The sequence below is a fragment of the Microvirga mediterraneensis genome, from assembly GCF_013520865.1.
Taxonomy (GTDB): domain Bacteria; phylum Pseudomonadota; class Alphaproteobacteria; order Rhizobiales; family Beijerinckiaceae; genus Microvirga; species Microvirga mediterraneensis.
In genome coordinates, this window is the sequence record NZ_JACDXJ010000001.1 from 1906894 (window position 1) to 1931963 (window position 25070).

General features: G+C 63.9%; 21 protein-coding genes. 12 read left to right on the plus strand and 9 right to left on the minus strand.

Annotated features, from left to right (window positions below):
• Window positions 1-28: 28 nt before the first annotated feature.
• From H0S73_RS09000 to H0S73_RS09025, 6 genes are all read left to right on the plus strand, one after another.
• On the plus strand, window positions 29-934 hold the full coding sequence (locus H0S73_RS09000; protein ID WP_181051837.1) for a LysR substrate-binding domain-containing protein: 906 nt from the start codon (window positions 29-31) through the stop codon (window positions 932-934).
• Window positions 935-1229: 295 nt separating this feature from the next.
• Complete coding sequence (locus H0S73_RS09005; protein ID WP_181051838.1) at window positions 1230-2303, plus strand: NAD(P)-dependent alcohol dehydrogenase; 1074 nt, start codon at window positions 1230-1232, stop codon at window positions 2301-2303.
• A 128-nt stretch (window positions 2304-2431) separates the two neighbouring features.
• Window positions 2432-3265 carry a universal stress protein gene (locus H0S73_RS09010; RefSeq protein WP_181051839.1) on the plus strand — a complete coding sequence of 278 codons (834 nt, stop codon included), beginning with the start codon at window positions 2432-2434 and terminating at the stop codon, window positions 3263-3265.
• Between the two features lie 46 nt (window positions 3266-3311).
• A complete protein-coding gene (locus H0S73_RS09015; RefSeq protein ID WP_181051840.1) occupies window positions 3312-3893 on the plus strand; it encodes an NAD(P)H-dependent oxidoreductase in 582 nt (193 codons plus the stop codon).
• A 111-nt stretch (window positions 3894-4004) separates the two neighbouring features.
• On the plus strand, window positions 4005-5924 hold the full coding sequence (locus tag H0S73_RS09020; protein ID WP_181051841.1) for a heavy metal translocating P-type ATPase: 1920 nt from the start codon (window positions 4005-4007) through the stop codon (window positions 5922-5924).
• A 126-nt stretch (window positions 5925-6050) separates the two neighbouring features.
• Window positions 6051-7655, plus strand: coding sequence for an MBL fold metallo-hydrolase (locus H0S73_RS09025; protein WP_181051842.1), 1605 nt, complete (start codon window positions 6051-6053; stop codon window positions 7653-7655).
• 27 nt (window positions 7656-7682) lie between these two features.
• On the opposite strand, the gene H0S73_RS09030 is transcribed toward H0S73_RS09025, so the two are convergent.
• The 3 genes from H0S73_RS09030 to H0S73_RS09040 all read right to left on the minus strand — a co-directional run bounded on the left by H0S73_RS09030 (window position 7683) and on the right by H0S73_RS09040 (window position 10054).
• Window positions 7683-8120: a universal stress protein gene (locus H0S73_RS09030; protein WP_181051843.1), complete on the minus strand. Its 438-nt coding sequence runs from the start codon at window positions 8118-8120 to the stop codon at window positions 7683-7685.
• 44 nt (window positions 8121-8164) lie between these two features.
• Complete coding sequence (locus tag H0S73_RS09035; protein WP_181051844.1) at window positions 8165-9007, minus strand: universal stress protein; 843 nt, start codon at window positions 9005-9007, stop codon at window positions 8165-8167.
• A 63-nt stretch (window positions 9008-9070) separates the two neighbouring features.
• Window positions 9071-10054: a zinc-dependent alcohol dehydrogenase family protein gene (locus H0S73_RS09040; protein WP_181051845.1), complete on the minus strand. Its 984-nt coding sequence runs from the start codon at window positions 10052-10054 to the stop codon at window positions 9071-9073.
• Between the two features lie 437 nt (window positions 10055-10491).
• Here H0S73_RS09040 and H0S73_RS09045 point away from each other — a divergent pair, with 437 nt between their 5' ends.
• The gene (locus tag H0S73_RS09045) at window positions 10492-11889 is read left to right on the plus strand and encodes an MFS transporter (protein ID WP_181051846.1); all 1398 of its coding nucleotides are present in this window, start codon (window positions 10492-10494) and stop codon (window positions 11887-11889) included.
• Window positions 11890-11908: 19 nt separating this feature from the next.
• Here H0S73_RS09045 and H0S73_RS09050 read toward each other — a convergent pair whose 3' ends face one another.
• Window positions 11909-12511: a nucleotidyltransferase family protein gene (locus H0S73_RS09050; RefSeq protein WP_181051847.1), complete on the minus strand. Its 603-nt coding sequence runs from the start codon at window positions 12509-12511 to the stop codon at window positions 11909-11911.
• A gap of 131 nt (window positions 12512-12642) precedes the next feature.
• Between H0S73_RS09050 and H0S73_RS09055 the strand changes: the two genes are divergently transcribed.
• The 5 genes from H0S73_RS09055 (at window position 12643) to H0S73_RS09075 (ending at window position 19959) form a co-directional block, all read left to right on the plus strand.
• On the plus strand, window positions 12643-12807 hold the full coding sequence (locus H0S73_RS09055; protein WP_181054435.1) for a hypothetical protein: 165 nt from the start codon (window positions 12643-12645) through the stop codon (window positions 12805-12807).
• A 201-nt stretch (window positions 12808-13008) separates the two neighbouring features.
• Window positions 13009-14073 (plus strand): patatin-like phospholipase family protein, encoded by a 1065-nt coding sequence (locus H0S73_RS09060; protein WP_181051848.1) that lies wholly within the window; start codon window positions 13009-13011, stop codon window positions 14071-14073.
• A 219-nt stretch (window positions 14074-14292) separates the two neighbouring features.
• Window positions 14293-15441, plus strand: a complete 1149-nt coding sequence (locus H0S73_RS09065) for an efflux RND transporter periplasmic adaptor subunit (RefSeq protein WP_181051849.1) — start codon at window positions 14293-14295, stop codon at window positions 15439-15441.
• 23 nt (window positions 15442-15464) lie between these two features.
• On the plus strand, window positions 15465-18650 hold the full coding sequence (locus tag H0S73_RS09070) for an efflux RND transporter permease subunit (RefSeq protein ID WP_181051850.1): 3186 nt from the start codon (window positions 15465-15467) through the stop codon (window positions 18648-18650).
• Between the two features lie 61 nt (window positions 18651-18711).
• The gene (locus H0S73_RS09075; protein WP_181051851.1) at window positions 18712-19959 is read left to right on the plus strand and encodes an adenylate/guanylate cyclase domain-containing protein; all 1248 of its coding nucleotides are present in this window, start codon (window positions 18712-18714) and stop codon (window positions 19957-19959) included.
• An 87-nt stretch (window positions 19960-20046) separates the two neighbouring features.
• Here H0S73_RS09075 and H0S73_RS09080 read toward each other — a convergent pair whose 3' ends face one another.
• The 5 genes from H0S73_RS09080 to H0S73_RS09100 form a co-directional block, all read right to left on the minus strand.
• Window positions 20047-21750, minus strand: coding sequence for an ABC transporter substrate-binding protein (locus H0S73_RS09080; RefSeq protein ID WP_425488217.1), 1704 nt, complete (start codon window positions 21748-21750; stop codon window positions 20047-20049).
• A gap of 153 nt (window positions 21751-21903) precedes the next feature.
• Window positions 21904-22185 carry a DUF2160 domain-containing protein gene (locus H0S73_RS09085; protein ID WP_181051853.1) on the minus strand — a complete coding sequence of 94 codons (282 nt, stop codon included), beginning with the start codon at window positions 22183-22185 and terminating at the stop codon, window positions 21904-21906.
• A 10-nt stretch (window positions 22186-22195) separates the two neighbouring features.
• Window positions 22196-22972 carry a carbohydrate ABC transporter permease gene (locus H0S73_RS09090; RefSeq protein ID WP_181054288.1) on the minus strand — a complete coding sequence of 259 codons (777 nt, stop codon included), beginning with the start codon at window positions 22970-22972 and terminating at the stop codon, window positions 22196-22198.
• A gap of 104 nt (window positions 22973-23076) precedes the next feature.
• On the minus strand, window positions 23077-23973 hold the full coding sequence (locus H0S73_RS09095; RefSeq protein ID WP_181051854.1) for a carbohydrate ABC transporter permease: 897 nt from the start codon (window positions 23971-23973) through the stop codon (window positions 23077-23079).
• On the minus strand, window positions 23970-25070 hold the full coding sequence (locus H0S73_RS09100) for an ABC transporter ATP-binding protein (protein WP_181051855.1): 1101 nt from the start codon (window positions 25068-25070) through the stop codon (window positions 23970-23972). Before H0S73_RS09100 ends, H0S73_RS09095 begins: the two co-directional genes overlap by 4 nt.

Below are 25070 nucleotides of genomic sequence, written 5' to 3' on the forward strand. Positions count from 1 at the left end.
ATGAATCAAATTCATCTACACTTCAGCAATGAAGAAGCTGCCGCCGCTCAATGCTTTAAGGGCATTTGAAAGTGCCGCCAGGCACTTGAGCTTTCGACTTGCCGCAGCGGAACTCGGCGTGACTCCGACGGCGATCAGTCACCAGATCCGCCTTCTGGAGGAGAGTTGCGGCCAGTCCCTTTTTCGTCGAAGGCCGCGCCCCCTTTGCCTCACCGCCGCGGGAGAGTTGCTCTTTCCGGTCCTTCGCAATGGGTTCGACGCGTTCGCAGCGGCGCTCGCAAGCCTTCCCGGCGACCTGACGGGGGAGACATTGCGCGTCACGACACCCAATGCCTTCGCCAGCCGGTGGCTGGTGCCGCGCCTCCCAAAATGGCGAGATGCGCAGCCTCAGATCGCCCTCGAGGTGATCGGTACGGACCGGGTTCTGAACCTCGCAAGCGGCGAGGCCGACGTAGCGATCCGCTATGCCCGGCATGTGCCCCCCGATCACATTGCACACGAATTGCTTCGCGACAGCTATTTCCCGGTATGTCGACCCGAGCTTCTCCCTGGCGGAAAACCTCTCACAGAGCTGGCGGACATGTGCCGATTGCCACGTATCCATTATGACTGGATGAAGATGGATTCCGAGAGTCCGATCTGGAGGCGCTGGTGGAGAGCAGCGCGCGAACAGGTGCCCAATCTGCCTCGCGACGCCGAGACCTGCCAGGTCAGCTTCCGTGAGGAGGCGCATGCGATTGCCGCTGTATTGGCGGGTCAGGGAGTGGCGATCTGCAGCGATACCATTCTGGCACCGGAACTCGGACGGGGTGAGCTGGTGAAAGCGCACCAGCTTTCGCTGCCGGGACTGAGCTACTACCTGATCCACCGCCCCGAACATCGCCGCAAGGCATTGATTGCGCAGTTCGCCAGTTGGCTACGCTCCACGATCTGAATATTGCTCCAGGTCTCATCGAGCCTCGAAACCATAGCGTGGCAACCCATCGGATTGCCTCCCGTGCCTTCGTCGGTAAGCCTCGCTGGGAGGCAAGGCAGGCATGGAAGCCCGGTCGTCATGAGATCAGGATATCACTTGATCGCGTTCGCTGCCCTCAGGCTGGGGGATTCCATAGGCACGGAGACAGGGCGCCAATGGCTCATGCGTGATCCAGGCCGATCTCGCCATGGGTGGCGGATTTGGCGCTGTCCTGTAATATGATGAAGGCAAATCAGCCTTGGGAGAAATGGACATGCCCAAGATGAAAGCGGCCATTTTCGTCGAACCCGGACGCATCGTCCTCGACGAGAAGCCAATTCCCGATATCGGACCGCTCGATGCGCTCGTCCGTATCACCACCACGACAATCTGCGGCACGGACATCCACATCCTCAAGGGCGAGTATCCGGTGGCCCGTGGACTCACCATCGGGCATGAGCCCGTAGGCATCATCGCGAAGCTCGGCTCGGCCGTGCAGGGGTACCGCGAGGGTCAGCGGGTCATCGCCGGCGCCATCACGCCGAGCGGGCACAGCGAGGCCTGCCTGTGCGGTTGCCACTCTCAGGACGGCGCCGGCACGAAGCATGGCTGGAAACCCATGGGCGGCTGGAAGTTCGGCAACACCATCGACGGGTGCCAGGCCGAATATGTACGGGTGCCCGACGCCATGGCGAACCTCGCACCGGTCCCTGACGGGCTGACGGACGAGCAGGTGCTCATGTGCCCGGACATCATGTCGACCGGCTTTTCCGGGGCGGAGAGCGGGCGTATCCGCATCGGCGACACCGTGGCCGTGTTCGCCCAGGGGCCCATTGGGCTCTGCGCCACGGCTGGGGCGAAGCTGATGGGTGCCACCACCATCATTGCGGTCGAGAGCGTCCCGGAGCGGATCGAGATGTCGCGACGGATGGGCGCGGACCATGTGGTCGATTTCACGAAAGCGGATCCGGTCGAGGAGATCAGGCGTCTTACCGATGGCCGGGGCGTCGACGTTTCCATCGAGGCGCTCGGGCGCCAGCAGACCTTCGAGGCGGCGCTGCGCGTGCTCCGTCCCGGTGGCACCCTGTCGTCGCTCGGCGTCTATTCCGGCGATCTCAAGATCCCGCTCGACGGCTTCCTGGCCGGACTGGGGGATCATACGATCCGGACGACGCTCTGTCCGGGCGGCAAGGAGAGGATGCGCCGGCTCATCAGCGCGATTGCCTCGGGGCGTGTCGATACGCGTCCGCTTGTGACGCATCGCTTCAAGCTCGACCAGATCGAGGAAGCCTATGACCTCTTCTCCCATCAGCGCGACGGCGTGCTGAAGGTGGCAATCACGCCGTAAGTCGCGGCCACGGTTCGGACCTTTCGGGACAGATTGCTCCAGATCAAGGCGGGGCCCCTGTTCCGACCGCATGATGGTCCCGCTGCTTCCGGCACGAAGCCGTGTCTGGACCGATGGAGGACGAGTTGATGACCAAAGACATCATGGTGCATCTGGATGGGAGCGCCGAGGACGAGATCCGGCTGGAATATGGGCAGGCGCTTGCGACGGCGGGCCAGAGTCATCTGATCGGGATCTTCACCAATCTGCTGCCGGACCTCACGATCCCCATGCCGATGGATGGGGGTGCTGCCGCCATGCAGGTGCTTGCGGAGCTCGACGAGCGCGCCCGCCGGGACGGCGATGCGACGGCGAAGCGCCTGATGGAACGGCTGGCCGGCCTCCAGGTGCAGAACGAATTCCGCCGTCTCGACGAGACTTACGGCGTCCTGTCCGCCAAGGTCGCGGAACTGGCGCGTTGCGCCGACCTCTTCATCGCCACGCGCCCCCACCGCGAGCCCGATGCAACCGATTGGTCGGATCTCGCCGAGGCGGTGCTCTTCGGCAGCGGCCGGGCGCTCCTGCTCGTGCCGCCCGGCCGCCATCGCCAGGGACCGATCCGGACCGTGCTGGTGGCCTGGAACGGCAGCCGCGAGGCGGCCCGTGCCCTGCGCGAGGGATTGGGCTTCATCGAGCAGGCGGCTCGCACCATCGTGCTCGTCGTCGACCCTCCGGAGGACAGCGAACCATGGAACGAGGTGGAACTCCATCTGGCGCGCCATGGGGTGATCGCGGAAGTGGTCTCGACCGAGAGCGGGAACCGCGGCATCGGCGAGGTTATCCTGGATGAGGCAAACCGCCTGTCCGCCGATGTCATCGTCATGGGCGGGTACGGCCATGCCCGGCTGAGAGAGCAGGTTTTCGGAGGTGCGACGCGGGATGTGCTCCACACCGCGGCAAGCCCTCTGCTGATCGCGCATTGATGTCGTCCCAGGGAGCTCCCCCGGGCCTTGGACTACGGACGCGGCCGTGACGCGCATCGCCATCATTCAGGGGCATCCGACGCCTGGCGGCGGGCATTTCTGCCACGCGCTCGCGGAAGCTTATGCTGAAGGGGCGCTGGGGAGCGGCCATCAGGTCCGCATCGTCCCTGTTGCCGATCTCGATTTTCCACTGCTGTGCGAGAAGGCCGATTGGGACCGAGCCCGGCCGCCATCGGCCATCGCGGAGGCCCAGGAGACGATGGCATGGGCCGAGCACCTCGTCATCGTCTACCCGCTGTGGCTGGGAGGCATGCCAGCTCTCCTCAAGGGGTTCCTCGAACAGGCCCTGCGGCCTGCCTTCATGAGCGGAGGCAAGGCAGGCGGCGATTGGAAGACCGCGCTCAATGGGCGCTCGTCGCGCATCGTCGTCACCATGGGCATGCCGGCCTTGGTCTACCGGTGGTACTTTGGGGCGCACAGCCTCAAGAGCCTCAAGCGCAGCATCCTGTCCCTGGTCGGTATCGGTCCGAACCGGCATACCCTGATCGGCCGGATCGAGGGCATGAACGACGGCAAACGGAAAGCCTGGATCGCCGCCCTCCGGGATCTCGGCAAGAGGGCGCGGTAGCGGGATGCCCGATCCGTTCTTCTTGCAGCCCGCCCCGCCCGCCCGCAAACTGGCGAGTGTCACGCAGACCTGCGGGGATCGTCGATCCCTGCGCCGTGAATGGACCTGACGATGCCCGGTCTCGAGAAAACCGATCCGCCGGCCCTTTCCGGACTTGGGCTGTCCCGAACGCCGGGCTTGCCGTCCTTGCAGGAGCTTCACCGGTTCCTCCGCCCCATCCTGGTCATGGTCCCCGCTTTCGGCCTCGTGCTGGGTCTCGGGATGCGGATCGCCGGGAGCGGGCAGGGGGCCGGGATGGTCTGGGCACTGGCGACCCTTCCGGTTCTCGTTGCGCTGCTGATCGAGATCGTCGCCAGCCTGCGGCGCGGCGATGTCGGCCTGGATATCGTCGCCGCCCTCTCCATGTCCGGGGCGCTCGTGTTCGGGGAATACCTTGCGGCCGTCGTCGTAGCCTTGATGTATGCCGGCGGGCAGTACCTCGAGAGTTTCGCCGAACGCCGCGCCAACCGCGAGATGACCGCGCTCCTGGCACGCGTGCCGCGTGTCGCCCTCCGGCATCGCGACGGCAGGCTCGAGGAGGTCGCGCTCGAAACCGTCGCACCCGGCGATCGCCTGCTGGTCCGGCAGGGCGATGTAGTTCCCGTCGACGGGCTGATCGAGAACGGTGTCGCCGTCCTCGACCAATCGGCGCTGACGGGCGAGTCGATCCCTGTCCAGAAAAGAGCGGGCGAGCCGGTCATGAGCGGCGTGACGAATGCCGGCGATGCGTTCGACCTGACGGCCACGCGCCGCGCGGACGAGAGCACCTATGCGGGTGTCATTCGCCTGATCGAGGCAGCCCAGCGATCGAAGGCCCCCATGTCGCGCTTGGCGGACCGGTACGCCATGGCGTTCCTGGCCTTGACGGTCGGGCTCGCCGGAGGCGCGTGGCTGTGGAGCGGCGATCCGATCCGGGCGCTGGCGGTACTCGTCATCGCAACCCCGTGTCCTCTCATCCTCGCCGTGCCCGTGGCGATCGTTTCGGGTGTCTCCCGGGCTGCGAAGGCCGGTGTGCTGGTGAAGGGCGGGAGGGCTCTGGAGGGGCTCACCCGCGTCACGGGCCTGGTCATCGATAAGACCGGAACACTTACGCACGGGCAGGCACAGCTCGCTGAAATTCTCTCAGTGTCGGACATGCCGCACGACAGGATTCTGCAGCTCGCGGCATCCCTCGATCAGGCATCGAAGCACGTCATCGCGCAGGCGCTGGTTGCGGAGGCGCGGGACCGGCGGCTCGATCTCCTGCCGCCGACGGAGGTCGTGGAGGTTCCGGGCGAGGGCCTGGAAGGGATTGTGGACGGCCGCCGCGTCGCCGTCGGCGGGATCCGGTACGTCTCGCAGCGCGTCCCCAGAATCGTGCAGACGGTGTCCGAGAACCACCGGCCCGCCGGAGCCGTCATCGTCGCCGTATCGGTCGACGGCCAGGAAGCCGGGCTCCTGGTCCTGGCCGATCCTCTGCGGATGGAGGCCGCCCGGGTGGTCGACAGCCTCCGTAGCCTGGGCATCACCCGGATCGTCCTCGCGACAGGAGACCGTCGCGAGGTCGCTCAGGCCGTCACGGTCGGATTGCACCTCAATGAAGTTCATGCCGAACTCACGCCGGACCGGAAGATCGCCATCGTGCAGGACGAGAAGCGATACGGGCCCGTCATGATGATCGGCGACGGCGTCAACGACGCGCCGGCCCTTGCGGCGGCCGATGTCGGTGTCGCCATGGGCGCAAGAGGCGCGGCGGCGTCCGCCGAAGCGGCCGATGTGGTTCTCCTCGTCGACCAGCTCGATAAGCTCCCGGCCGCCATTGTCGCTGCGCGTCGGTCCCGACGCATTGCGCTTCAAAGCGTCTATGTCGGGATCGGCCTCTCGCTGGTCGGCATGGTTGCCGCCGGTTTGGGCTACATCACGCCGGTGCAGGGAGCCCTGATCCAGGAAGCCATCGATGTCGCGGTGATCCTCAATGCCCTGCGGGCCCTGTGGGGACCGGAACCATCGTGATCGCGATCAGCGGCGCTCTTGGAGCCGTTCGATTTGCATTGCCCGAACCGCCACCCGCCGCTCGACGAGAATGGATCGAGATGCGATTGTTCCCGCTGGACCCACCCTCATCTCAAGGAGGTTTTCTTGTCGCTCCGCCTTCACTTCTACGGTGCCGCCCGCACGGTGACCGGATCCTGCTTCCTGCTCGAAACGGAAACGGCGCGCATCCTGATCGATTGCGGAATGTTTCAAGGGTCCAAATCCGAGCGGGAGCTCAACTACCAGCCCTTTCCGTTTAGGGTCGGCGGCGTGAGCGCACTCTGCCTCACCCATGCCCATATCGATCACAGCGGCCTCGTGCCGAAGCTCGTGAAGGCCGGCTTCGACGGGCCGATCTTTGCGACGGCCGGGACGGCCGACCTCGCTTCCATCATGCTTCCGGATTCCGGCTACATCCAGGAGATGGAGGTCAACCAGCTCAACCGCCGCAACAGCCGTCGCGGGCGCGAGACGGTGTCTCCCATCTACACGGAAGCGGACGCTATCGCGTGCCTCAGGCAGTTCCGCCCGGTGGCCTATGGCCAATGGCTGGATGTCGTTCCGGGCGTGCGGGCTCGCTACTGGAATGCGGGCCATCTTCTGGGCTCGGCCTCGATCGAGATGGAGGTGATGCAAGGCGGTGCCGAGCAACCGCTTCGCCTCCTGTTCTCCGGCGACGTCGGGCCCGACCACAAGCTCCTTCAGCCCGATCCGGACGGCCCGCGCGATCTCGACTACGTCGTTCTCGAATCCACCTACGGCGATACGGACCGGGCCGGCATCACCATCGAGCGTCGCCGCCGGATGCTGCGCGACGAAGTTCGCGCGGCCATGCGCCCGAGCGGGGTACTGCTCATCCCATCCTTTGCGGTCGAGCGGACGCAGGAACTCCTCGTCGATCTGTTGGAGCTGATCGAGGCGGGCGAACTGCCGGCCATTCCGATCTTCATCGATTCTCCGATGGCCTCGAAGGCCAGTGCCGTCTTCAAGCGCCATGCCGGCGAACTCAGAAACGGCTCGGACTTGATCCAGGCGCTCGGGTCCCACTCGGTCCACTTCACGGAGTCCGTGGAGCAGAGCAAGGCCATCGACCGCATTCACAGCTTCCACATCGTCATCGCGGCCAGCGGCATGTGCGAGGCAGGGCGCATCCGGCATCACCTGAAGGCGTGGCTCTGGCGGGACGAGGCCACGGTTCTTTTCGTGGGTTTCCAGGCTCAGGGAACGCTCGGGAGAATTCTTCAGGAGGGTGCCTCGACGGTCCGGATCCACGGCGAGGAGGTCAAGGTCCGGGCGCGCATGCGAATCCTGGACCTCTATTCGGGGCACGCGGATGGCCCCGAGTTGAAGGCTTGGCTTGTAGATCGCCTGCCGGTTCGGCGCGGCGTCTTTCTCGTGCATGGAGAAGATCCGGCCTTGAAGGCGCTGCAATCGTCCCTCGCGGATCTTAGCCACGTGCCCGGCGCCGTCATTCCGGAGATCGACGATGTCTATGATCTGGCGGGCGAGCAGGCGGTCCGGATCGAGCGTCATGAGGAGCGCCTGCCGAGCGCGGGTGCGGGGCATCGGGACTGGCACAATGATTACGCGCAGCTGATTCTCGAGATCAACGCTGCCGTCGAGGCGGCGGCCGACAGGAAAGCCAAAGGAGTCATCATCAGGCGCATCCGGAATGCCTTGAAGGATGGATCCGAAGAACAGGTCCGTTGAGCCTTCCGGAGCACTTGCAGCAGCGTCTCACCTGACGACGAGGACAGGGATCTTTGAATGTGCAAGCACCTTCATGGTCTCGCTGCCCAGGAGCAAGGCCGAGACCCCGCCGCGTCCATGCGAGGCCATGACGATGACGTCGCAGCGCTTGTCTTCCGCCGTGCGAATGATCGCCTGGTAAGGCGTGTCGTCCTCCACGTGAAACGTCGTGGCTTCGACACCGAGATTGTGTGCGATGTCTGAGGATTCCGACAGAGTGCGCTCAGCCTGCTTTCGCATCTGTTCGCGGAACGAAGACGGTGTCTCCTCAACCTGATCGGCTTCCAGCGCGAACACGTGGAACCGTTCGGTCACTGTCAGGAGCACGACATGGGCGCCTAAAGACTTGGCGAGGTTCGTTCCGTGTTCGACCGCCCGAGCCGCCAAGGACGAGCCGTCCGTGGCAATCAGAATCTTCTTGTACATGCAAACCTCCTCCATGAAGAGCAAGCAGATGCCGAGCCCTTTCGTCAGTAGGAGAGGAACAGGGGCACCGGAGCGTCCTCGAGCAGTGACTGTGTCGTGCCGCCGAGCACCATCTCGCGCAGGCGCGAATGGACATAGGCGCCCATCACGATCATGTCGGCACGGGTCAGGTGGGCGTGGTTGCGCAGCGTCTCGGCCACGTCGCCCTGCACGGCCGGAAGGGCCAGGACATTCACGGCAACACCGTGGCGGGCGAGATGCGGGGCGATCTCGGCGCCCGGCACCGTATGCGCCAGGTCCTTCTCGCCCGTGACGCTGATCAGTTCAACCTGGGAGGCGGTCCGCAGGAAGGGCATGGCATCGTTGAGCGCGCGTGCCGCCTTGGCGCTGCCGTCCCACGCCACGATGATCCGGTCTCCTCCAAACGACTCGCGGCCTTCCGGGACGACGATGAGCGGCCGTCCGCTCTCCATCAGGACGGCTTCGATCAATCCCCGGTCGACGGCCAGGGAAATCCGCTCCAGGTCGAGGATGGTCAGGTCATGAGTGCGGGCGAGAGAGGTGAAACTCCGAATGAGATCCGGATAGGCAAGCTGCGGCGCCTGCGTGGTGCAGGTGATGCCCGTGGCCGCCGCAGCGCGTTGCGAGGACTCCGCGGCCGCATGGGCCAGAGCGTTCAGGCGTCGGTTCTCGGCGGCCACAAGCCCTTCCGCGAAGGTGCTGACGAAGGCATGGGTCAGAGTGAGCTTCAGGGATGCCGCCTGAACGGTGACATGGGCGTTCGCCTGCCTGGCGAGGGAAAGCCCGTACGGCAGAGCCGAGGAGCGCTCCTCGGCATCGCCTTCTTCCGTGATTCCGATCAGGATGCTGCGGATGTTCTGGATCATGAATTCCTCTCTTTGAGCGTTCGGTTCTGTGTCCGGATGCAGTGACATCGGGTGTGCTCCACTTCAGGGGATCAGGACTGCTGCCCCTTGGAGCCGTCCCGATCGTAGGTCTTCCAGGGCCTCGTTGGCGGCTTCCAGCGGGTAGCGCACGGTCTGCGTCTTGACGTGGGCCTCGGGGATGATCGCCAGGAAATTCAGGGCGTCCTGCCGGGTCAGGTTGGCGACGGACAGGATCTGCCGCTCCTCCCAGAGAAGCCGATATGGAAATCGCGGGATGTCGCTCATGTGGATGCCGCCGCAGACGACGCGCCCGCCCTTTCTCACGGCCCACAATGCCACAGGCACCAGATCGCCCACCGGCGCGAAGATGATCGCCGCGTCGAGACGCTCGGGAGGATCCTGATCGGAGCCGCCGGCCCAGACGGCACCATGGGACCTGGCGAAATCCTGAGCCGCAAGATCGCCCGGGCGCGTGAAGGCGAAGACGCGGCGTCCTTGCCAGTTGCAGACTTGAGCGATGATATGAGCCGCCGCGCCGAACCCGAAGATGCCGATCCTCTCGCCCGGGCCGGCGGCCGCCAGCGAGCGCCAGCCGATCAGTCCGGCGCAGAGGAGGGGCGCCAGAGCGACGGGATCACCGTCTTCCGGCAGGCTGAAAGCATAAGCTTCATCGGCGATCGCATGGGACGCGAAACCACCGTCTCGGGTGTATCCCGTAAACAGCGGATCGTCGCACAGGTTCTCATGTCCCGACGTGCAATAGGGGCAATGTCCGCAGGTATGGCCGAGCCATGGAATGCCCACGCGCTCGCCCAACCTGCGGTTTCTGGCTCCAGGATCGAGCGCATCCACCCGTCCGACGATCTCGTGGCCTGGAATGACGGGAAGCTTGGGATGCGGCAGGTCGCCATCGACCACATGAAGGTCGGTCCGGCACACGGCGCAGGCCTCCACCGCGATGCGGATCTCGCCTTCTCCAGGCTCCGGGAGCGGGCGCTCCTCCAGGATCAGAGGCGTGCGCACCGTGTGGAGGACCATGGCCTTCATGGCATCGCCTCAATGAAATAACGCTTTTATCCTCACCTGCTGGCGATCGTCCCCGACGATTGCTCGGCTCGACGGGAGACGCAGGAGACAAGCTCAACAGGTTTAGGAAAATCATGATCATTCTGCACGTGGACGCATTGACCAAGATCAAACTGCGCCGCCTGAGCCTTCCCACGGAATTCGACCGGCAGCCGATATCGACTTCCCCACGAACCATTGCTTGCAACGTTCAGCGGCGGCCGAACGATCCGTTGGGGGAGGGGAGTGAATTCCTTGGTTCACAACGGTTCCCGTATGCGTTAGGGCATTAGCGGAAAGCCTCGCGCTCAGAGGCGGCTCTTGGTCACCGATGCGCCTGGGGCATCATGCAGGCTCGGCCGGAGCCCGCGCGATTCTCGAAGATCCCTCCCGAGCCGGCCGATCGACAGCGCCCCGCCATGGACACGACCCCAACCCGGACTTCGCTTGCGGCAGGGAGCACGGATGGCCTGCCCAATCCCGAGCGGCTCCTCGCCTTCCTTGCCATTGCGGTCGCTCTCACCATGGCGGTTCTGGACAGCGCGATCGTCAACGTGGCTCTTCCGGTGATGGCCCGGGAGCTTCAGGTGGATCCGGCGACGACCGTCTGGGCGGTCAATGCCTATCAGCTGGCTATCACCGTGTCTCTGCTGCCTCTGGCTTCCCTCGGCGATTCATTGGGCTACCGCCGGATCTACTGGGCCGGGCTCCTGGTGTTCACCGTGTCCTCGCTGGGCTGTGCCCTTGCCGGGTCTTTTCCGATGCTGATCGCCGCGCGTGTCTTTCAGGGGTTCGGTGCTGCCGGGATCATGAGCGTCAACATCGCTCTCGTGCGTTTCATCTATCCGGCGAAGCTCCTGGGCCGGGGTGTGGGTAACACCGCCCTCGTGGTCGCCATCTCGTCGGCCGCCGGTCCCACGGTGGCGGCCGCCATCCTGTCGGTCGCGTCCTGGTCCTGGCTCTTCCTGATCAACGTGCCCCTCGGCATCTTCGCGCTCATCGTGGCGGCGCGGACTTTGCCCGATACGCCCCGTTCGGCCCGGCGGCTCGACGGTTGGAGCGTCGGTCTCAATGCGTTGACATTCGGGCTGCTGATCACCGGGATCGATGCCCTCAGCACCGGCAGTTTAACATATCCGCTCTTCGCTATTGCAGGCGCTGTCGTGGCGGGGTTCGTCTTCGTGCGCTACCAACTGTCTCTGGCTATGCCGCTGCTGCCCCTCGATCTCCTGCGGTTGCCGGTCTTTGCCCTGTCGATGATGACGTCAATCTGTTCATTCTCCACGCAGGCGCTCGCCACCCTGGCGCTTCCCTTCTATTTTCATGACGAACTTGGTCGGAGCGTCGCCGAGACCGGCATGCTCATGACCCCCTGGCCCTTGGCGATCGCCGTGGCGGCCCCCATCGCCGGGCGCCTCGCCGACCGCTTCTCGCCGGGCCTGCTCGGCGGGCTCGGGCTTGCCACGCTATCGGCCGGCCTGGCCCTCGTCGCCATGCTGCCGGACAATCCGTCGACTGCGGACATCGTCTGGCGGCTGACGATCTGCGGCCTCGGATTCGGTCTGTTCCAATCGCCCAACAACAAGGCCATCATCACCAGCGCGCCGCCGGAGCGCAGCGGCGGAGCGAGCGGCATGCAGTCCTCGGCCCGGCTGGTGGGTCAGTCCCTCGGAGCGGCCCTGGCGGCGGTCCTCTTCGGCCTGGTTCCCGGCAGCCCGACGTCGATCATCCTATGGCTGGGGGCGGCCCTGTCGCTGATCGGCTGCGTGACGAGCAGTCTGAGGATACTCAGGGGCGGGCGGCCTTCGGGCCGGTGAGGAAGTCCCGGCGGAATTCCTAGCTCTGCCGCGGTTCACGGCCGACATGGCCGAGATCCGCCGGCGTATCGACGTCCTGAAGAATGGCGGGATCGTCGACTGGATACTCCGCCACATCGGATCGTCCGCGCAGGATCGGCCCAGCACCGCTATCACCCGAAAGCCGTTCGATCTCGCCTGCGAGGTCGCGCGAGAGCACGACCGGGTTGCCGCGCCGGCCGTCGACGGTCGGAACCAACGCCATCGGTTCGCCCATCTCCCGCCAGCCGCGCACGAGGGTGTCGATCAGGCCGGCTTCGATGAGGGGCATGTCTCCCAGAAGGACGATGGCGGCCCGGGAGTCGGGAGGCAGGGCAGCGAACCCGGCCTTCAGGGATGTGGAGAGCCCGTCCATGAAGGCATCGTTCCGGACGACCTGGATCGGGAGCTCTTCCAACGCCCCTTCGATCTCTTCGGCATGATGGCCTGTGACCACGATCACGGGTTCTGCCACCGACTCGACGGCGGCGCTGACCACACGGTGGAGCAGGGGCCTGCCGTCCACCCGGGCCAGGAGTTTCGGGTCCGGCCCGAAGCGTGTGCCCCGCCCGGCGGCGAGGATGACAGCCGCGACATTGCTCATCGTCTCGATATGGTCTCAAGCCCGCAGGTCCGTCAACCCAGGCCGGAGCAGGCTCAGGGAGGGCTATCCGCAGGCCTCCACGGAACGGGTTGATCCTTCGCGGCATTAGAACTCCCGTGAATGAAAGCCCCATGACAGCTTCATCCAAAGCCATCGACGTGACCTTGGTCCTGAACGGCGAGATCGGCATCGTCGTAACAGCCGCCGTCGTGGCCAACGCGATCTACCACGCCACCGGCAAGCGCATCTGCGACTTGCCGATTACGATCGATAGAATCCTGGCGGCGCAGGAGTGATGGGCCGGTGTGGATTGGGGATCGATGCTCCATGATTCCCAAGCCTCTCACAGGTGCTTGATATGATAGGGCGCGGACACCAAGCTTGACTGCATCGTCTGTCGAACCCGGATAGCCGGCTCCCGCTACATGGGCCATGCTCCGACTTGTCTTCGGGAGGCATCCGGATGGTAATCTGCTGGCCCAGACCTGGAGGCTGCAATGACTGGTCGAGCCGAAATCCGTAGAAACCCTGTCCGCGGGCTCGTGTGTCCCAATGCCGAGAAATCCGTCTCCCTGGCGCTGCAGGGCGGTGGCGCGCATGGTGCCTTCACCTGGGGCGTTCTCGACTATCTCCTTGAGGACGGACGGCTGACCGTCGAGGCGATCACCGGCGCGAGCGCCGGATCGATGAACGCGGTCGTCCTCTTCGAAGGGTGGCTCGAGGGAGGGCGCGACGGGGCCCGGGAGCAGTTGCGCAAGTTCTGGAAGCGGGTGAGCCTCGACGGCGTGCTCTCGCCCATTCAGCGGTCGCTCTTCGATCGCCTGTTGAGCTATTGGAGCATGAACGGATCTTCGAACCTCTGGCTCGACGCCTGGTCCAGGGTGGCGAGCCCTTATGATCTCAATCCCCTCGACATCAACCCTTTGCGTGATGCCCTCAACAGCCTGATCAACTTCGAGCGGGTGCGCGCCTGCAAGGATGCGAAGCTCTTCATCGCGGCGACGAGTGTCTGGTCCGGGAAGATCAGGATCTTCACCGGCCCTGAGCTGACCGTGGATCATATTCTGGCCTCGGCCTGCCTGCCGATGCTCTTCAAGGCCGTTGAAATCGATGGCGAACCCTATTGGGATGGGGGCTACACTGGTAATCCGGCCCTCTTTCCGCTGTTCTACGAAACACAGTCGGACGATATCCTGTTGGTGCAGATCAACCCGATCGAGCGCCGGTCGACTCCGCGGAGCGTGCAGGAGATCCAGAACCGCCTGACCGAGATCACGTTCAATGCCAATCTGCTCGAGCAATTCAGAGCGGTCGAGTTCGTGACGCGGCTGCTCGACGAAGGAAAACTCTCGACAACGGATTATAAGCGGGTCCTCATGCATCGGATCCATGGCGGCGAAAAGCTCGATGAGTTCACGGCTGCGTCGCGCCTCAGCGCTCAGTGGAGTTTCTTCAAGGAACTGAAGGACCTCGGCAGGAACGCAGCACGCACGTGGCTTGCGGAGAATTACCGGTTCATCGGGCAGAAAAGCACTCTCGATCTGCGCAATGCCTATACCTGAGACCCGTCCTGACGGGCTCAGGAAGGGTGCCCCCGCAGCAATGGCGAGCGTTCGTCGATCATATGTATCAAAGTTGCATATCTTGTCAGGGTTGCGGCAATGCGTAATATTGCGTTGCAATAAGAACAAAAGCTCTTCTGCGTGCCTCCGCGCATAGCGCCACAAGGCGGAATTCGGAGGCGTAGTGCTGCGTCCATGAAGCCGATCAGGAGGTTACGCATGCGCTTTCCTCTGTCCGAATTTGTTTTCAGCGTGTTGTTTACATGGTTCGCGGCGAATCCTGTATTAGCGCAAGGCGCACCCGCGCCACCGCCGCCCGTGACCGTTGCGAAGCCCATCGTGAAGGATATCGTCGAGCAGGACGATTTCATTGGACGATTCGAAGCCATCGATCAGGTCGATATCCGCGCCCGGGTCTCGGGCTATCTCGACAAGGTCCACTTCCAGGACGGCACTTTCGTCAGGGCGGGCGACCTTCTTTTCACCATCGACCCGCGACCCTACCGCAATTTGCTCGAGCAGGCGCAATCGGCCGTCACATCTTCGCAGGTCCGCCTGGAATTCGCGCAAAGCGATCTTGATCGCGCCGAGCAGTTGCGGAAGACCGGGAATATCACCGACCAACTCTACGACCAGCGCCGCCAGTCGTTCCTGACGGCGAAGGCCGAGTTGGATCGCGCTCAGGCGGCCCTTCGGCAGGCCCAGCTCGATGTCGAGTTCACGGAGATCAAATCCCCTTTATCGGGGCGCATCTCGCGCAAGCTCGTGTCCGAAGGCAATCTGGTCAATGCCAACGAGACGATCCTGACGAATGTCCTTTCGCTCGATCCGATCCAATTCTACTTCGATGTGGATGAGCGCTCATTCCTGGCCTTTTCCAGGCAGTCCCGTGGAGGCACGAACACCTCCGCCAACGGGGAGACCAACGAGGTCGTGCTCAGACTGACGGATGAACGCTTGGAGCCGCGCAAGGGACATCTCGATTTCGTCGACAACCGGCTGGATTCGGCAAGCGGTACGATACGCGTTCGCGCGGTGTTCGATAACAAGGATCGCTTCCTCACTCCAGGCCTGTTCGGGCGTGTGACGGTCGGTGCGTCGGATCCCTACCGGGGAATCCTCCTGCCCGACGAAGCCATCGGCAGCGATCAGGACAGGCGGGTCGTCTATGTGATCGGCGAAAACAACACGGTCAATATCAAGCCTGTCCGCATCGGCCCGCGGATCGACGGCTACAGGGTGATCCGCGACGGGCTGACCGGTAACGAAACAGTGGTCGTGAACGGCCTCGTCCGCGTGAGGCCCGGCGCGCCCGTTACCCCCCAGACGACCACGCTCCCCCCGGTACGGGAACGAAACGGAAGCTGATCCCACACGAGGAGGGCGCTTCCATGCGCTTTGCCCATTTCTTCGTCGATCGCCCCATCTTCGCGACGGTTCTGTCCGCACTTTTCCTGATCATCGGGGGGATCGCCTATTCGACCCTGCCGGTTGCGCAGTATCCGGATATCGCGCCGCCCACCGTGGTGGTCAGAGCCAATTATCCGGGAGCCGACGCGCAGACGGTCGCGGCCACGGTTGCGACGCCTCTGGAGCAGCAGATCAACGGGGTCGAGGACATGCTCTACATGTCCTCCTACTCCACCGGCGACGGCGCCATGGCGCTGACGATCACGTTCAAGCTCGGCACCGATCTCGACAAGGCCCAGGTGCTCGTCCAGAACCGGGTGGCGATTGCGACCCCGCGTCTGCCCGAGGAGGTGCGCCGTCTCGGCGTGACGACGCTCAAGAGTTCGCCCGACCTGATGATGGTCGTGCACATGCTCTCGCCGGACGGATCCTACGACCAACTCTACGTCTCGAACTATGCCCGCAACTACGTGCGCGACATCCTGCTGCGGCTCGACGGCGTGGGAGATCTCATCATCTTCGGCGAGCGGCAATACTCCCTGCGCGTCTGGCTGGATCCCGAGAAGCTCGCCTCATACGGCCTGACATCGAGCGAGGTGGTGCGGGCGATCCAGGAGCAGAACGTCCAGGTCTCCGGCGGCGCCCTGGGGCAGGAGCCGACTCCGACGGATGCGGCCTTCCAGCTGACGGTGACGACGCAGGGGCGGTTCGAAGACCCACGCCAGTTCCGGCAGATCATCGTCCAGGCGACGCCGCAGGGACGTCTCGTGCGGCTGCAGGACGTCGCACGCATCGAACTCGGCGCCCAGGATTACGTCACGAATTCCTATCTGAACGGCAATCCTGCGGTGGCGCTCGCGATCTTCCAGCGGCCCGGGACCAATGCGCTCGCCGCCTCTGAGCAGATCACACGGACCATGGAGGAACTCAAAACCAACTTTCCGCCGGGCATCGCCTACCAGATCGTCTACAATCCCACCGAGTTCATCTCCGAGAGCGTGAACGAGGTCTACAAGACGCTGTTCGAGGCCACGGCGCTCGTCGTGATCGTGGTCTTCGTGTTCCTGCAGAGCTGGCGCACGGCGATCATTCCCATCGTGGCGATCCCAGTCTCACTGATCGGCACCTTCGCGTTCATGGCGGCCCTCGGATTTTCGATCAATACGCTGACCCTGTTCGGCATGGTCCTGGCCATCGGCATCGTGGTCGACGATGCGATCGTCGTGGTGGAGAACGTGGAGCGCAACATCGCGCTCGGCATGTCCCCGCGGGACGCCGCGCACACCACCATGGATGAGGTCGGTGCCGCGCTCGTGGCCATCGCGCTGGTCCTTGTCGCCGTCTTCGTGCCCACGGCGTTCATCCCCGGCATTTCAGGTCAGTTCTACCGGCAATTCGCCCTGACCATCGCCGTGTCTACGGTCATTTCGGCCTTCAATTCCCTTACGCTGTCGCCGGCTTTGGCGGCCTTCCTGCTGAAGCCGCACGGCCACGAGCATTCCAGGAACGCTGCCGCCCGCTTCGGACGAACATTGGCCAACGGATTCAATCGCGGTTTCGACGCCACATCGAACGGCTATGCGAGGGCGGTCGGAACGCTGGCGCGGCACAAGTTCATCGTGCTTCCGGTCTATGTCGGCCTCCTGGCCGGTACATTGTGGACCGCAAATCACGTGCCGCGCGGCTTCATCCCGACCCTGGACCAGGGCTATGCCATCGTGGTGATCCAGCTGCCGGACGGAGCGTCCCTGGCGCGCACGGATGCGGTGGTGCAGCGGGCATCCAAGATCATGCAGGAGACGCCTGGCGTGAAGAACGCTGTCGCGTTCGCAGGCTTTTCGGGCGCGACCTTCACCAACGCGACCAATGCGGCGGCTATCTTCGCCGGATTCAAGCCGTTCGACGAGCGGATCGAGGCGGGCGAATCCGGGGCGAAGATCATCGCCGACCTCTTCGCGCGCATGCAGCAGATCGAGGAGGCATTTATCATCGCCATCCCGCCGCCCCCGGTCCGCGGCCTCGGCAATTCCGGCGGGTTCAAGATTCAGATCCAGAACCGTACCGGCGATGATGTGCGCGGTATTCTGTCGGTCGCCTACCAGCTGATGGGGCAGGCGCGGCAGAACCCGAATCTGGCCGGCGTCTTCACGACGTTCTCGGCAAACTCGCCGCAGGTCTATCTGGAGATCGACCGCCAGAAGGCGAGTATCCTCAATGTCCCGATCCCGAACATCTTCGAAACGCTCCGCATCAATCTCGGCACCGCTTATGTGAACGATTTCAACGCGTTCGGCCGGGTCTACCAAGTGCGGGCGCAGGCCGATCAGCGCTTCCGGATCGACCAGGAGGACATCAACCGGCTGCGGGTCCGCTCGTCCACGGGTGCTCTCGTGCCCCTGGGCACCCTCGTCGAGATGCGGGAAGTGTCGGGGGCTGACCTGATCCAGCGCTACAACATGTTCACCTCGGTGGCCCTGCAGGGCAATGCCGCCCCCGGCATGTCCTCCGGTACCGCACTCGATGCCATGGAGGCGCTGGTCCGGCAGAACCTTTCTCCCGGAATGGGTTTCGAATGGACGGAGCTGGCGTTCCAGGAGCGGCAGACCGGCAACACGGCGGTGTTCATCTTCGCTTTGTCCGTGCTTTTCGTGTTCCTCGTGCTGGCGGCCCAATATGAAAGCTGGTCGCTGCCCATCGCCATCATCCTGATCGTGCCGATGAGCGTTCTCTCGGCGCTGATCGGGGTCATGATCAGAGGCCAGGACAACAACATCCTGACCCAGATCGGTCTCGTGGTCCTTGTCGGTCTGGCGGCGAAGAACGCGATCCTCATCGTGGAATTCGCCCGGCAGGCGGAGTTCGACGGGAAGTCGCCCGTTGAAGCCGTCGTCGAGGCATGCCGGCTGCGCCTGCGCCCCATCCTGATGACGGCTTTCGCCTTCATCCTCGGTGTGTTGCCGCTCGCAATCGCAACCGGACCAGGCGCCGAGATGCGCCAATCCCTCGGCACCGCCGTGTTCTCGGGCATGCTCGGCGTGACCGTGTTCGGCCTGTTCTTGACGCCCGTCTTCTATGTGGCGGTTCGGCTCGTGGTCCTGCGCCTTTTCAGGCGCCATGGCCCGAAGCAGGCGGAGTCCGTGGGAACCCAACCGTCTCCGGCCGAGTAGATGGAGGGCCTGCAACGCGGGCATGGAAGCTCGCGCGCAACGACATTGTGAAGAGGTCTCCATGGATACAGCCCAGGCGGCAGGCATTGCGAAATGGGTCACCGAGGCAGGCTTGGCAGGCATGTCGGAGCTGGAACTCCTGCGTGGCTTCTGCACCCGGTTGACCGGAGAGGGATTGCCTCTCTCGCGGGTGAACATCATCATCGACACATTGCACCCGATCCATGAGGGGCGGGTCTTCCGCTGGCGTCGTGACGACCAGGACAACCTCGATCCGATCGTAGAGTACGGCCGGACCAACGTCGAAGGGCAGGCGGCGGAGAATTGGCGCCGAAGCACCTATTATCATCTCTGGTCGACCGGAGAGGACTTCCTGCGGCGGCGGATTGGCCCCGGGCAGATCGAGGATTTCTCGATTCTCGCGGATCTCCGCGCCGAGGGGCAGACCGATTATCTTGTCCTGATCCATCGCTTCGAGGCCGAAGGCGTCATCGGCGAGATGGATTGCTTCTATTCGTCCTGGACGACCGACGCGCCGTCTGGCTTCGCCGACGGAGAGCTCGCGATTCTGCGCGAATTGGCATCGCCCCTAATGCTGGCCATGAAATGCGCCTCGCTCGCGCGCATCGCGAAAACCCTCGTCGAGACCTATCTCGGCCGGGATGCCGGAAGACGGGTTCTGAGCGGCCGCATCGCCCGCGGCGTCACGGACCGGATCCAGGCCGTTCTGTGGTTCAGCGACCTGCACAGCTTCACTCATATCACGGAGACGGCGGATCCCGAGCAGATCATCCCATTCCTGAACGACTATTCGGAAGCGATCATCTCATCCATCTACGAGGCGGGCGGCGATGTCCTGAAGCTGATCGGTGATGGCGCGCTCGCAATCTTCAAGGAGGAGGATCCCGGTCAGGCCTGCCGGTGCGCGCTCAAGGCGGAGCGACTGATGCATTCCAGAATCCGGGCGCTGAACGAGGAGCGCCAGTCGTGCAATCTGCCCGTCACCTCGGCTTATCTCGGCCTGCATATCGGCGAGGTGTTCTACGGGAACATCGGCAGTCAGGATCGCCTCGATTTTACTGTCGTCGGGCCAGCCGTGAACGAGGTGAGCCGGATCGGCGCCTTGTGCCGCTCCGTCGAGAGGGATGTTCTCGTGTCGTCCGCTTTCTTTTCTGCCGCGGCGATGGATAATCGGGAAAGTCTAGTGTCGGTCGGCCGCTATGCTCTGAGGGGCGTTGCCCGACCGCAGGAGCTGTTCACGCTCGATCCCGCGTGGCTGGACGAAAGTGAACCGCAGGCAGAGCCGTAATAGGCGGTTTCACTCGTCGTGGCGTGAGCGCCTCGAAGCAGATGCCGTCAAGAAAGCCCCGCCCATATAGGGCGGGGCCGGGGCTCGTCAGCTGCGCTTCGGCGGGGAGGCGGGCCAGCTCTTGATGAGCGTGTCGTAGTCCACCGTCTCGCCCTTGGGCTTCTCGTTCGCGAGCTTGCGCTGGGGCGCGATGGTGCCGGCGGTTTCAGCCTTCTTGAACCATTCCTCGGCGGAGGTCTTCGGGTTCAGCTTCGGGCCGCATTCGCCCTGCACATTGGCGCGCTCCAGACGTCCGAGCACCTCGTCCTGTGCGTTGGCCAGCGAGGTCATCGCCTCCTGCGGGGTCTTCGCACCGGATGCCGCGTCGCCGATGTTCTGCCACCAGAGCTGGGCGAGCTTCGGATAATCCGGCACGTTGTTGCCGGTCGGGGTCCATTGCACGCGAGCCGGCGAGCGGTAGAACTCGACCAGACCGCCGAGCTTGGGTGCGCGCTCGGTGAAGCTCTTGTCCCAGATATCGCTTTCGCGGATGAAGGTGAGGCCTACATGGCTCTTCTTCAGCGAGACCGTCTTGGACGTGACGAACTGGGCATAGAGCCAGGCCGCCTTGCGCCGCTCGACGGGTGTGGACTTCAGCAGGGTCCAGGAGCCGGCGTCCTGATAGCCGAGCTTCATGCCGTCCTTCCAGTACGATCCGTGCGGGGAGGGCGCCATGCGCCATTTCGGCGTGCCGTCCGCATTCACCACCGGGAGACCGGGCTTGACCATGTCGGCCGTGAAGGCGGTGTACCAGAAGATCTGCTGTGCGATGTTGCCCTGAGCCGGCACCGGGCCCGATTCGGAGAAGTTCATACCTGCCGCCTGGGGCGGAGCATATTTCTTCATCCACTCGAGATATTTGGCGATGGCGTAGACGGCCGCCGGGCCGTTGGTGTCGCCGCCGCGCTCGATGGAGGAGCCGACGGGGCGGCAGCCTTCCATGCGGATGCCCCACTCATCCACCGGCAGGCCGTTCGGGATGCCCTTGTCGCCATTGCCGGCCATGGACAGCCAGGCATCGGTGAAGCGCCAGCCGAGCGACGGATCCTTCTTGCCGTAGTCCATGTGGCCATAGACCTTGACGCCGTCGACCTCCTTCACGTCGTTGGTGAAGAACTCGGCTATGTCCTCATAGGCCGACCAATTCACCGGCACGCCGAGATCGTAGCCGTATTTGGCCTTGAATTTCTCCTTGAACTCCGGGCGCTGGAACCAGTCGTAGCGGAACCAATAGACGTTCGCGAATTGCTGGTCCGGCAGCTGATACATCTTGCCGTCGGGGGCCGTGGTGAACGACTTGCCGATGAAATCGGCGACGTCGAGAGTGGGCGACGTCACGTCCTTGCCCTCGCCCGCCATCCAGTCGTCGAGCGGGATCGCCTGCTTGTAGCGGAAGTGGGTACCGATGAGATCGGAATCGTTGACCCAGGCATCGTAGATGTTGCGTCCGGACTGCATCTGCGTCTGGATCTTCTCCACCACGTCGCCTTCCTGGATCAGGTCGTGGGTGAGTTTGATTCCGGTAATCTCAGAAAATGCCTTGGCGAGTGTCTTTGCCTCGTATTCATGGGTCGTGATGGTCTCGGAAACCACGTTGATCTCCTGGCCCACGAACGGCTTGGCCGCATTCACGAACCATTCCATCTCCTTCAGCTGCTCATCCTTGGAGAGGGTGGAGGGCTGGAATTCGCTATCGATCCAGCGGCGGGCCTCTTCCATGCCCGCGAGAGCAGCGCTTGAGCCGAGCGCCATAGCAAGGACGCTTGTCGAGATGAACAGTTTAAAGTGCCGGTGAGATTGGGTGAGCTTCATTCGTTCCTCCCAAGTAATGCCCTGGCCGGCTTATGCGCTGGTCTTGATCCTTCCGGTCCGGGCAAACCGGAGGGTTTTATTGAGCCGTTCCTCCTATACGTAGCGAAACACGGCTGCTGCGTAGAGCAGGGACAGGCCGGATGCCCACCACAGGTCCGGGCCGACGAGGCCCAGCCATGCGAGGTGGATGAAAGCCGCACCGAGAAGCGAGATGAAGAGACGGTCGCCGCGTGTCGTCGGGATGCGCAGCACGCCGATGCGTTCCGTCTCTGGTCGCCAGGCCGCCAGCAGTGTCATGACCAGCAGGAGGCTGGCAATGCCGACGAAGAAGAGGCCCGTCTGCCACGTCCAGGCCATCCAGGCGAGATCAGGCATGACGCTCTCCTCAAACCCGGCCCAGGGCAAAGCCCTTGGCGATGTAGTTGCGGACGAACCAGATCACGAGCGCGCCCGGCACGATGGTGAGCACGCCGGCAGCGGCGAGCAGCCCCCAATCCATGCCGGCGGCCGAAATTGTGCGCGTCATGGTAGCGGCGATGGGCTTGGCGTTGACCGAGGTCAGCGTGCGCGCCAGCAGCAGTTCGACCCACGAGAACATGAAGCAGAAGAAGGCCGCGACGCCGATGCCCGAGGCGATCAGCGGCATGAAGATCTTCACGAAGAAGCGCGGGAACGAATAGCCGTCGATGGCGGCCGTCTCGTCGATCTCCCGTGGCACGCCCGACATGAACCCTTCCAGAATCCACACGGCCAGCGGCACGTTGAAGAGGCAGTGGGCGAGGGCCACGGCCCAGGGCGTATCGAAAAGCCCGATGGCGGAGTAGAGATTGAAGAAAGGCAGGGCGAAGACCGCAGCCGGCGCCATGCGATTGGTGAGCAGCCAGAAGAACAGATGCTTGTCGCCGAGAAACTTGTAGCGCGAGAAGGCATAAGCCGCAGGGAGCGCGAAGGAGATCGACAGCACCGTGTTGATGACCACATAGCTCAGCGAGTTGATGTAGCCCGAGTACCAGCTCTGATCGGTGAAGATCCTGATATAGTTGTCGAAGGTGATCTCCCTCGGCCAGAGGGTCAGGCCGGACGTGATCTCCATATTGGTCTTCAGGCTCATGTTGAGGAGCCAGTAGATCGGCAGCATAAGGAACAGAAGGTAGAGCGTCATCACCACGACGCGGCCGCTGACGCGCGGACCGGACAGGGCGCGGTTCGTCGCGAGAGGAGCTGCGGCGGGCTTCGCTTCGGATGTGCCGACGGCGATGGTTCCGGTCATGCGTCCACCCTCTCGCGCTGGGCATCCACGTTGGTCATGACGGTGTAGAAGACCCAGCAGATGGCGAGGATGATCAGGTTGTAGACCAGCGACATGGCCGCCGCCTTGCCGAGATCGAACTGGCCGAGCGCCAGCTTCACCAGATCGATGGACAGGAACGTGGTGGCGTTGCCCGGACCGCCCCCGGTAATCACGAAGGGCTCGGTATAGATCATGAAGGAATCCATGAAGCGCAGGAGCACGGCAATGAGCAGCACGCGCCGCATCTTGGGCAGCTGGATCGTCCTGAAGACGGCCCAGCGTGAGGCGCCGTCGATGCGGGCCGCTTGATAATAGGCGTCGGGAATGGACTTGAGGCCCGCGTAGCAGAGAAGCGCGACGAGACTCGTCCAGTGCCACACATCCATGACGATGAGCGTCGCCCAGGCGTCGATGGGATCGCTGGTGTAGTTATAGTCGATGCCGAGATGGTTGAGCGCCCAGCCGAGCAGGCCGATATCGCTACGGGCGAAAACCTGCCAGATCGTGCCGACCACGTTCCACGGGATGAGAAGCGGCAGGGCCATCAGGACGAGGCAGAGCGCGACGGTCCAGCCCTCGCGCGGCATGGCGAGCGCCACCGTGATGCCGAGCGGCACCTCGATCATGAGGATGATCGCGGAGAAGAGAAGGGTGCGCCACAGGGCGCCGAAGAAGCGCCCGCCGAGTTCCGTCGAGGGATCGAGCAGTTCCTGGAACCAGCCGATCCCGTTCCAGAAGAACTGGTTGTTGCCGAAGGTGTCCTGGACCGAATAGTTCACCACCGTCATCAGCGGCAGGACGGCCGAGAAGGCCACAATGGCGAAGACGGGGACAACGAAAAGCCAAGCTTTGTTGTTGACGGTTTTCGTCATGCCCGGCCCCCTTCGATGGGCTCGCCCGAGACAAGGTGCCCATTGGCATAGATGTGGATCTGGCGTGGATCGAGAGCGAGGGCCGCCTCGTCTCCGTCGATGGAGATGTCGTCCGGAACGCTGGCCGCCAGAGGGCGCCCGCTCATCTCCACGCGGGCGATGCGGGCGCGGCCGATATCGTCGATGCGGCGGACCTGGACGGGCAGTCCAGATCCTCGCGGCTGAAGGCGCACGAATTCCGGTCGGATACCGAGTTCCACCCGCTCCCCATCGGAGAGGGGGCGATAGATCCGATGCAGAGCGACGCTCTGATCGCCGATGAAGGCGGTGGCTCCTTCGACCTTGCAGGGCAGGATGTTCATGCCCGGCGAGCCGATGAAGTGCCCGACGAAGGTGTGCGCCGGGCGCTCGAACAGCTCATCGGGCGTTCCCGTCTGCACCACGGCGCCGTCATGCATGACCACGACCTTGTCGGCGAAGGTCAGGGCCTCGGTCTGATCGTGCGTCACGTAGATCATGGTGATGTCGAGGGCGCGGTGGATCTCCTTCAGGGTCGAGCGCAGCTGCCATTTCAGGTGCGGATCGATCACCGTCAGCGGCTCGTCGAACAGGATGGCCGCCACGTCGGGACGCACGAGGCCGCGCCCGAGGGAAATCTTCTGCTTCATGTCCGCCGTCAGGTTGCTCGCCTTGCGATCCAGCACGCGGGACAGGTCGAGAAGACGCGCGATCTCCTCCACACGCTGGGCGGTCCTGTCGCGGGGGACGTTGCGGTTCTTGAGCGGGAAGGCGAGGTTCTCGCGCACGCTCATCGTGTCGTAGACCACGGGGAACTGGAAGACTTGGGCGATGTTGCGCGCCTCCGTGGCCAGGTCCGTTACATCGAGATCGTCGAAGAGCACGCGCCCGCGTGTGGGCCGGACAAGGCCGGAGATGATGTTGAGCAGGGTGGTCTTGCCGCATCCTGACGGACCCAGCAAAGCATAGGCGCCGCCCTGGCTCCACACATGGTTGATCTCCTTCAGGGCGTAATCGTCCGCCGTGTGGGGATCGGGCCGATAGGCATGGGCGAGATGGTCGAGGGTGATGCGGGCCAT

Bases quoted from the DNA above. Each gene is read 5' to 3' on its own strand.
- H0S73_RS09000 (WP_181051837.1), top strand. From the start codon at position 29: ATGAAGAAGCTGCCGCCGCTCAATGCTTTAAGGGCATTTGAAAGTGCC.
- H0S73_RS09005 (WP_181051838.1), top strand. From the start codon at position 1,230: ATGCCCAAGATGAAAGCGGCCATTTTCGTCGAACCCGGACGCATCGTC.
- H0S73_RS09010 (WP_181051839.1), top strand. From the start codon at position 2,432: ATGACCAAAGACATCATGGTGCATCTGGATGGGAGCGCCGAGGACGAG.
- H0S73_RS09020 (WP_181051841.1), top strand. From the start codon at position 4,005: ATGCCCGGTCTCGAGAAAACCGATCCGCCGGCCCTTTCCGGACTTGGG.
- H0S73_RS09030 (WP_181051843.1), bottom strand. From the start codon at position 8,120: ATGTACAAGAAGATTCTGATTGCCACGGACGGCTCGTCCTTGGCGGCT.
- H0S73_RS09035 (WP_181051844.1), bottom strand. From the start codon at position 9,007: ATGATCCAGAACATCCGCAGCATCCTGATCGGAATCACGGAAGAAGGC.
- H0S73_RS09040 (WP_181051845.1), bottom strand. From the start codon at position 10,054: ATGAAGGCCATGGTCCTCCACACGGTGCGCACGCCTCTGATCCTGGAG.
- H0S73_RS09045 (WP_181051846.1), top strand. From the start codon at position 10,492: ATGGACACGACCCCAACCCGGACTTCGCTTGCGGCAGGGAGCACGGAT.
- H0S73_RS09050 (WP_181051847.1), bottom strand. From the start codon at position 12,511: ATGAGCAATGTCGCGGCTGTCATCCTCGCCGCCGGGCGGGGCACACGC.
- H0S73_RS09055 (WP_181054435.1), top strand. From the start codon at position 12,643: ATGACAGCTTCATCCAAAGCCATCGACGTGACCTTGGTCCTGAACGGC.
- H0S73_RS09060 (WP_181051848.1), top strand. From the start codon at position 13,009: ATGACTGGTCGAGCCGAAATCCGTAGAAACCCTGTCCGCGGGCTCGTG.
- H0S73_RS09065 (WP_181051849.1), top strand. From the start codon at position 14,293: ATGCGCTTTCCTCTGTCCGAATTTGTTTTCAGCGTGTTGTTTACATGG.
- H0S73_RS09070 (WP_181051850.1), top strand. From the start codon at position 15,465: ATGCGCTTTGCCCATTTCTTCGTCGATCGCCCCATCTTCGCGACGGTT.
- H0S73_RS09075 (WP_181051851.1), top strand. From the start codon at position 18,712: ATGGATACAGCCCAGGCGGCAGGCATTGCGAAATGGGTCACCGAGGCA.
- H0S73_RS09080 (WP_425488217.1), bottom strand. From the start codon at position 21,750: ATGGCGCTCGGCTCAAGCGCTGCTCTCGCGGGCATGGAAGAGGCCCGC.
- H0S73_RS09085 (WP_181051853.1), bottom strand. From the start codon at position 22,185: ATGCCTGATCTCGCCTGGATGGCCTGGACGTGGCAGACGGGCCTCTTC.
- H0S73_RS09090 (WP_181054288.1), bottom strand. From the start codon at position 22,972: ATGACGCTCTACCTTCTGTTCCTTATGCTGCCGATCTACTGGCTCCTC.
- H0S73_RS09095 (WP_181051854.1), bottom strand. From the start codon at position 23,973: ATGACGAAAACCGTCAACAACAAAGCTTGGCTTTTCGTTGTCCCCGTC.
- H0S73_RS09100 (WP_181051855.1), bottom strand. From the start codon at position 25,070: ATGGCCCGCATCACCCTCGACCATCTCGCCCATGCCTATCGGCCCGAT.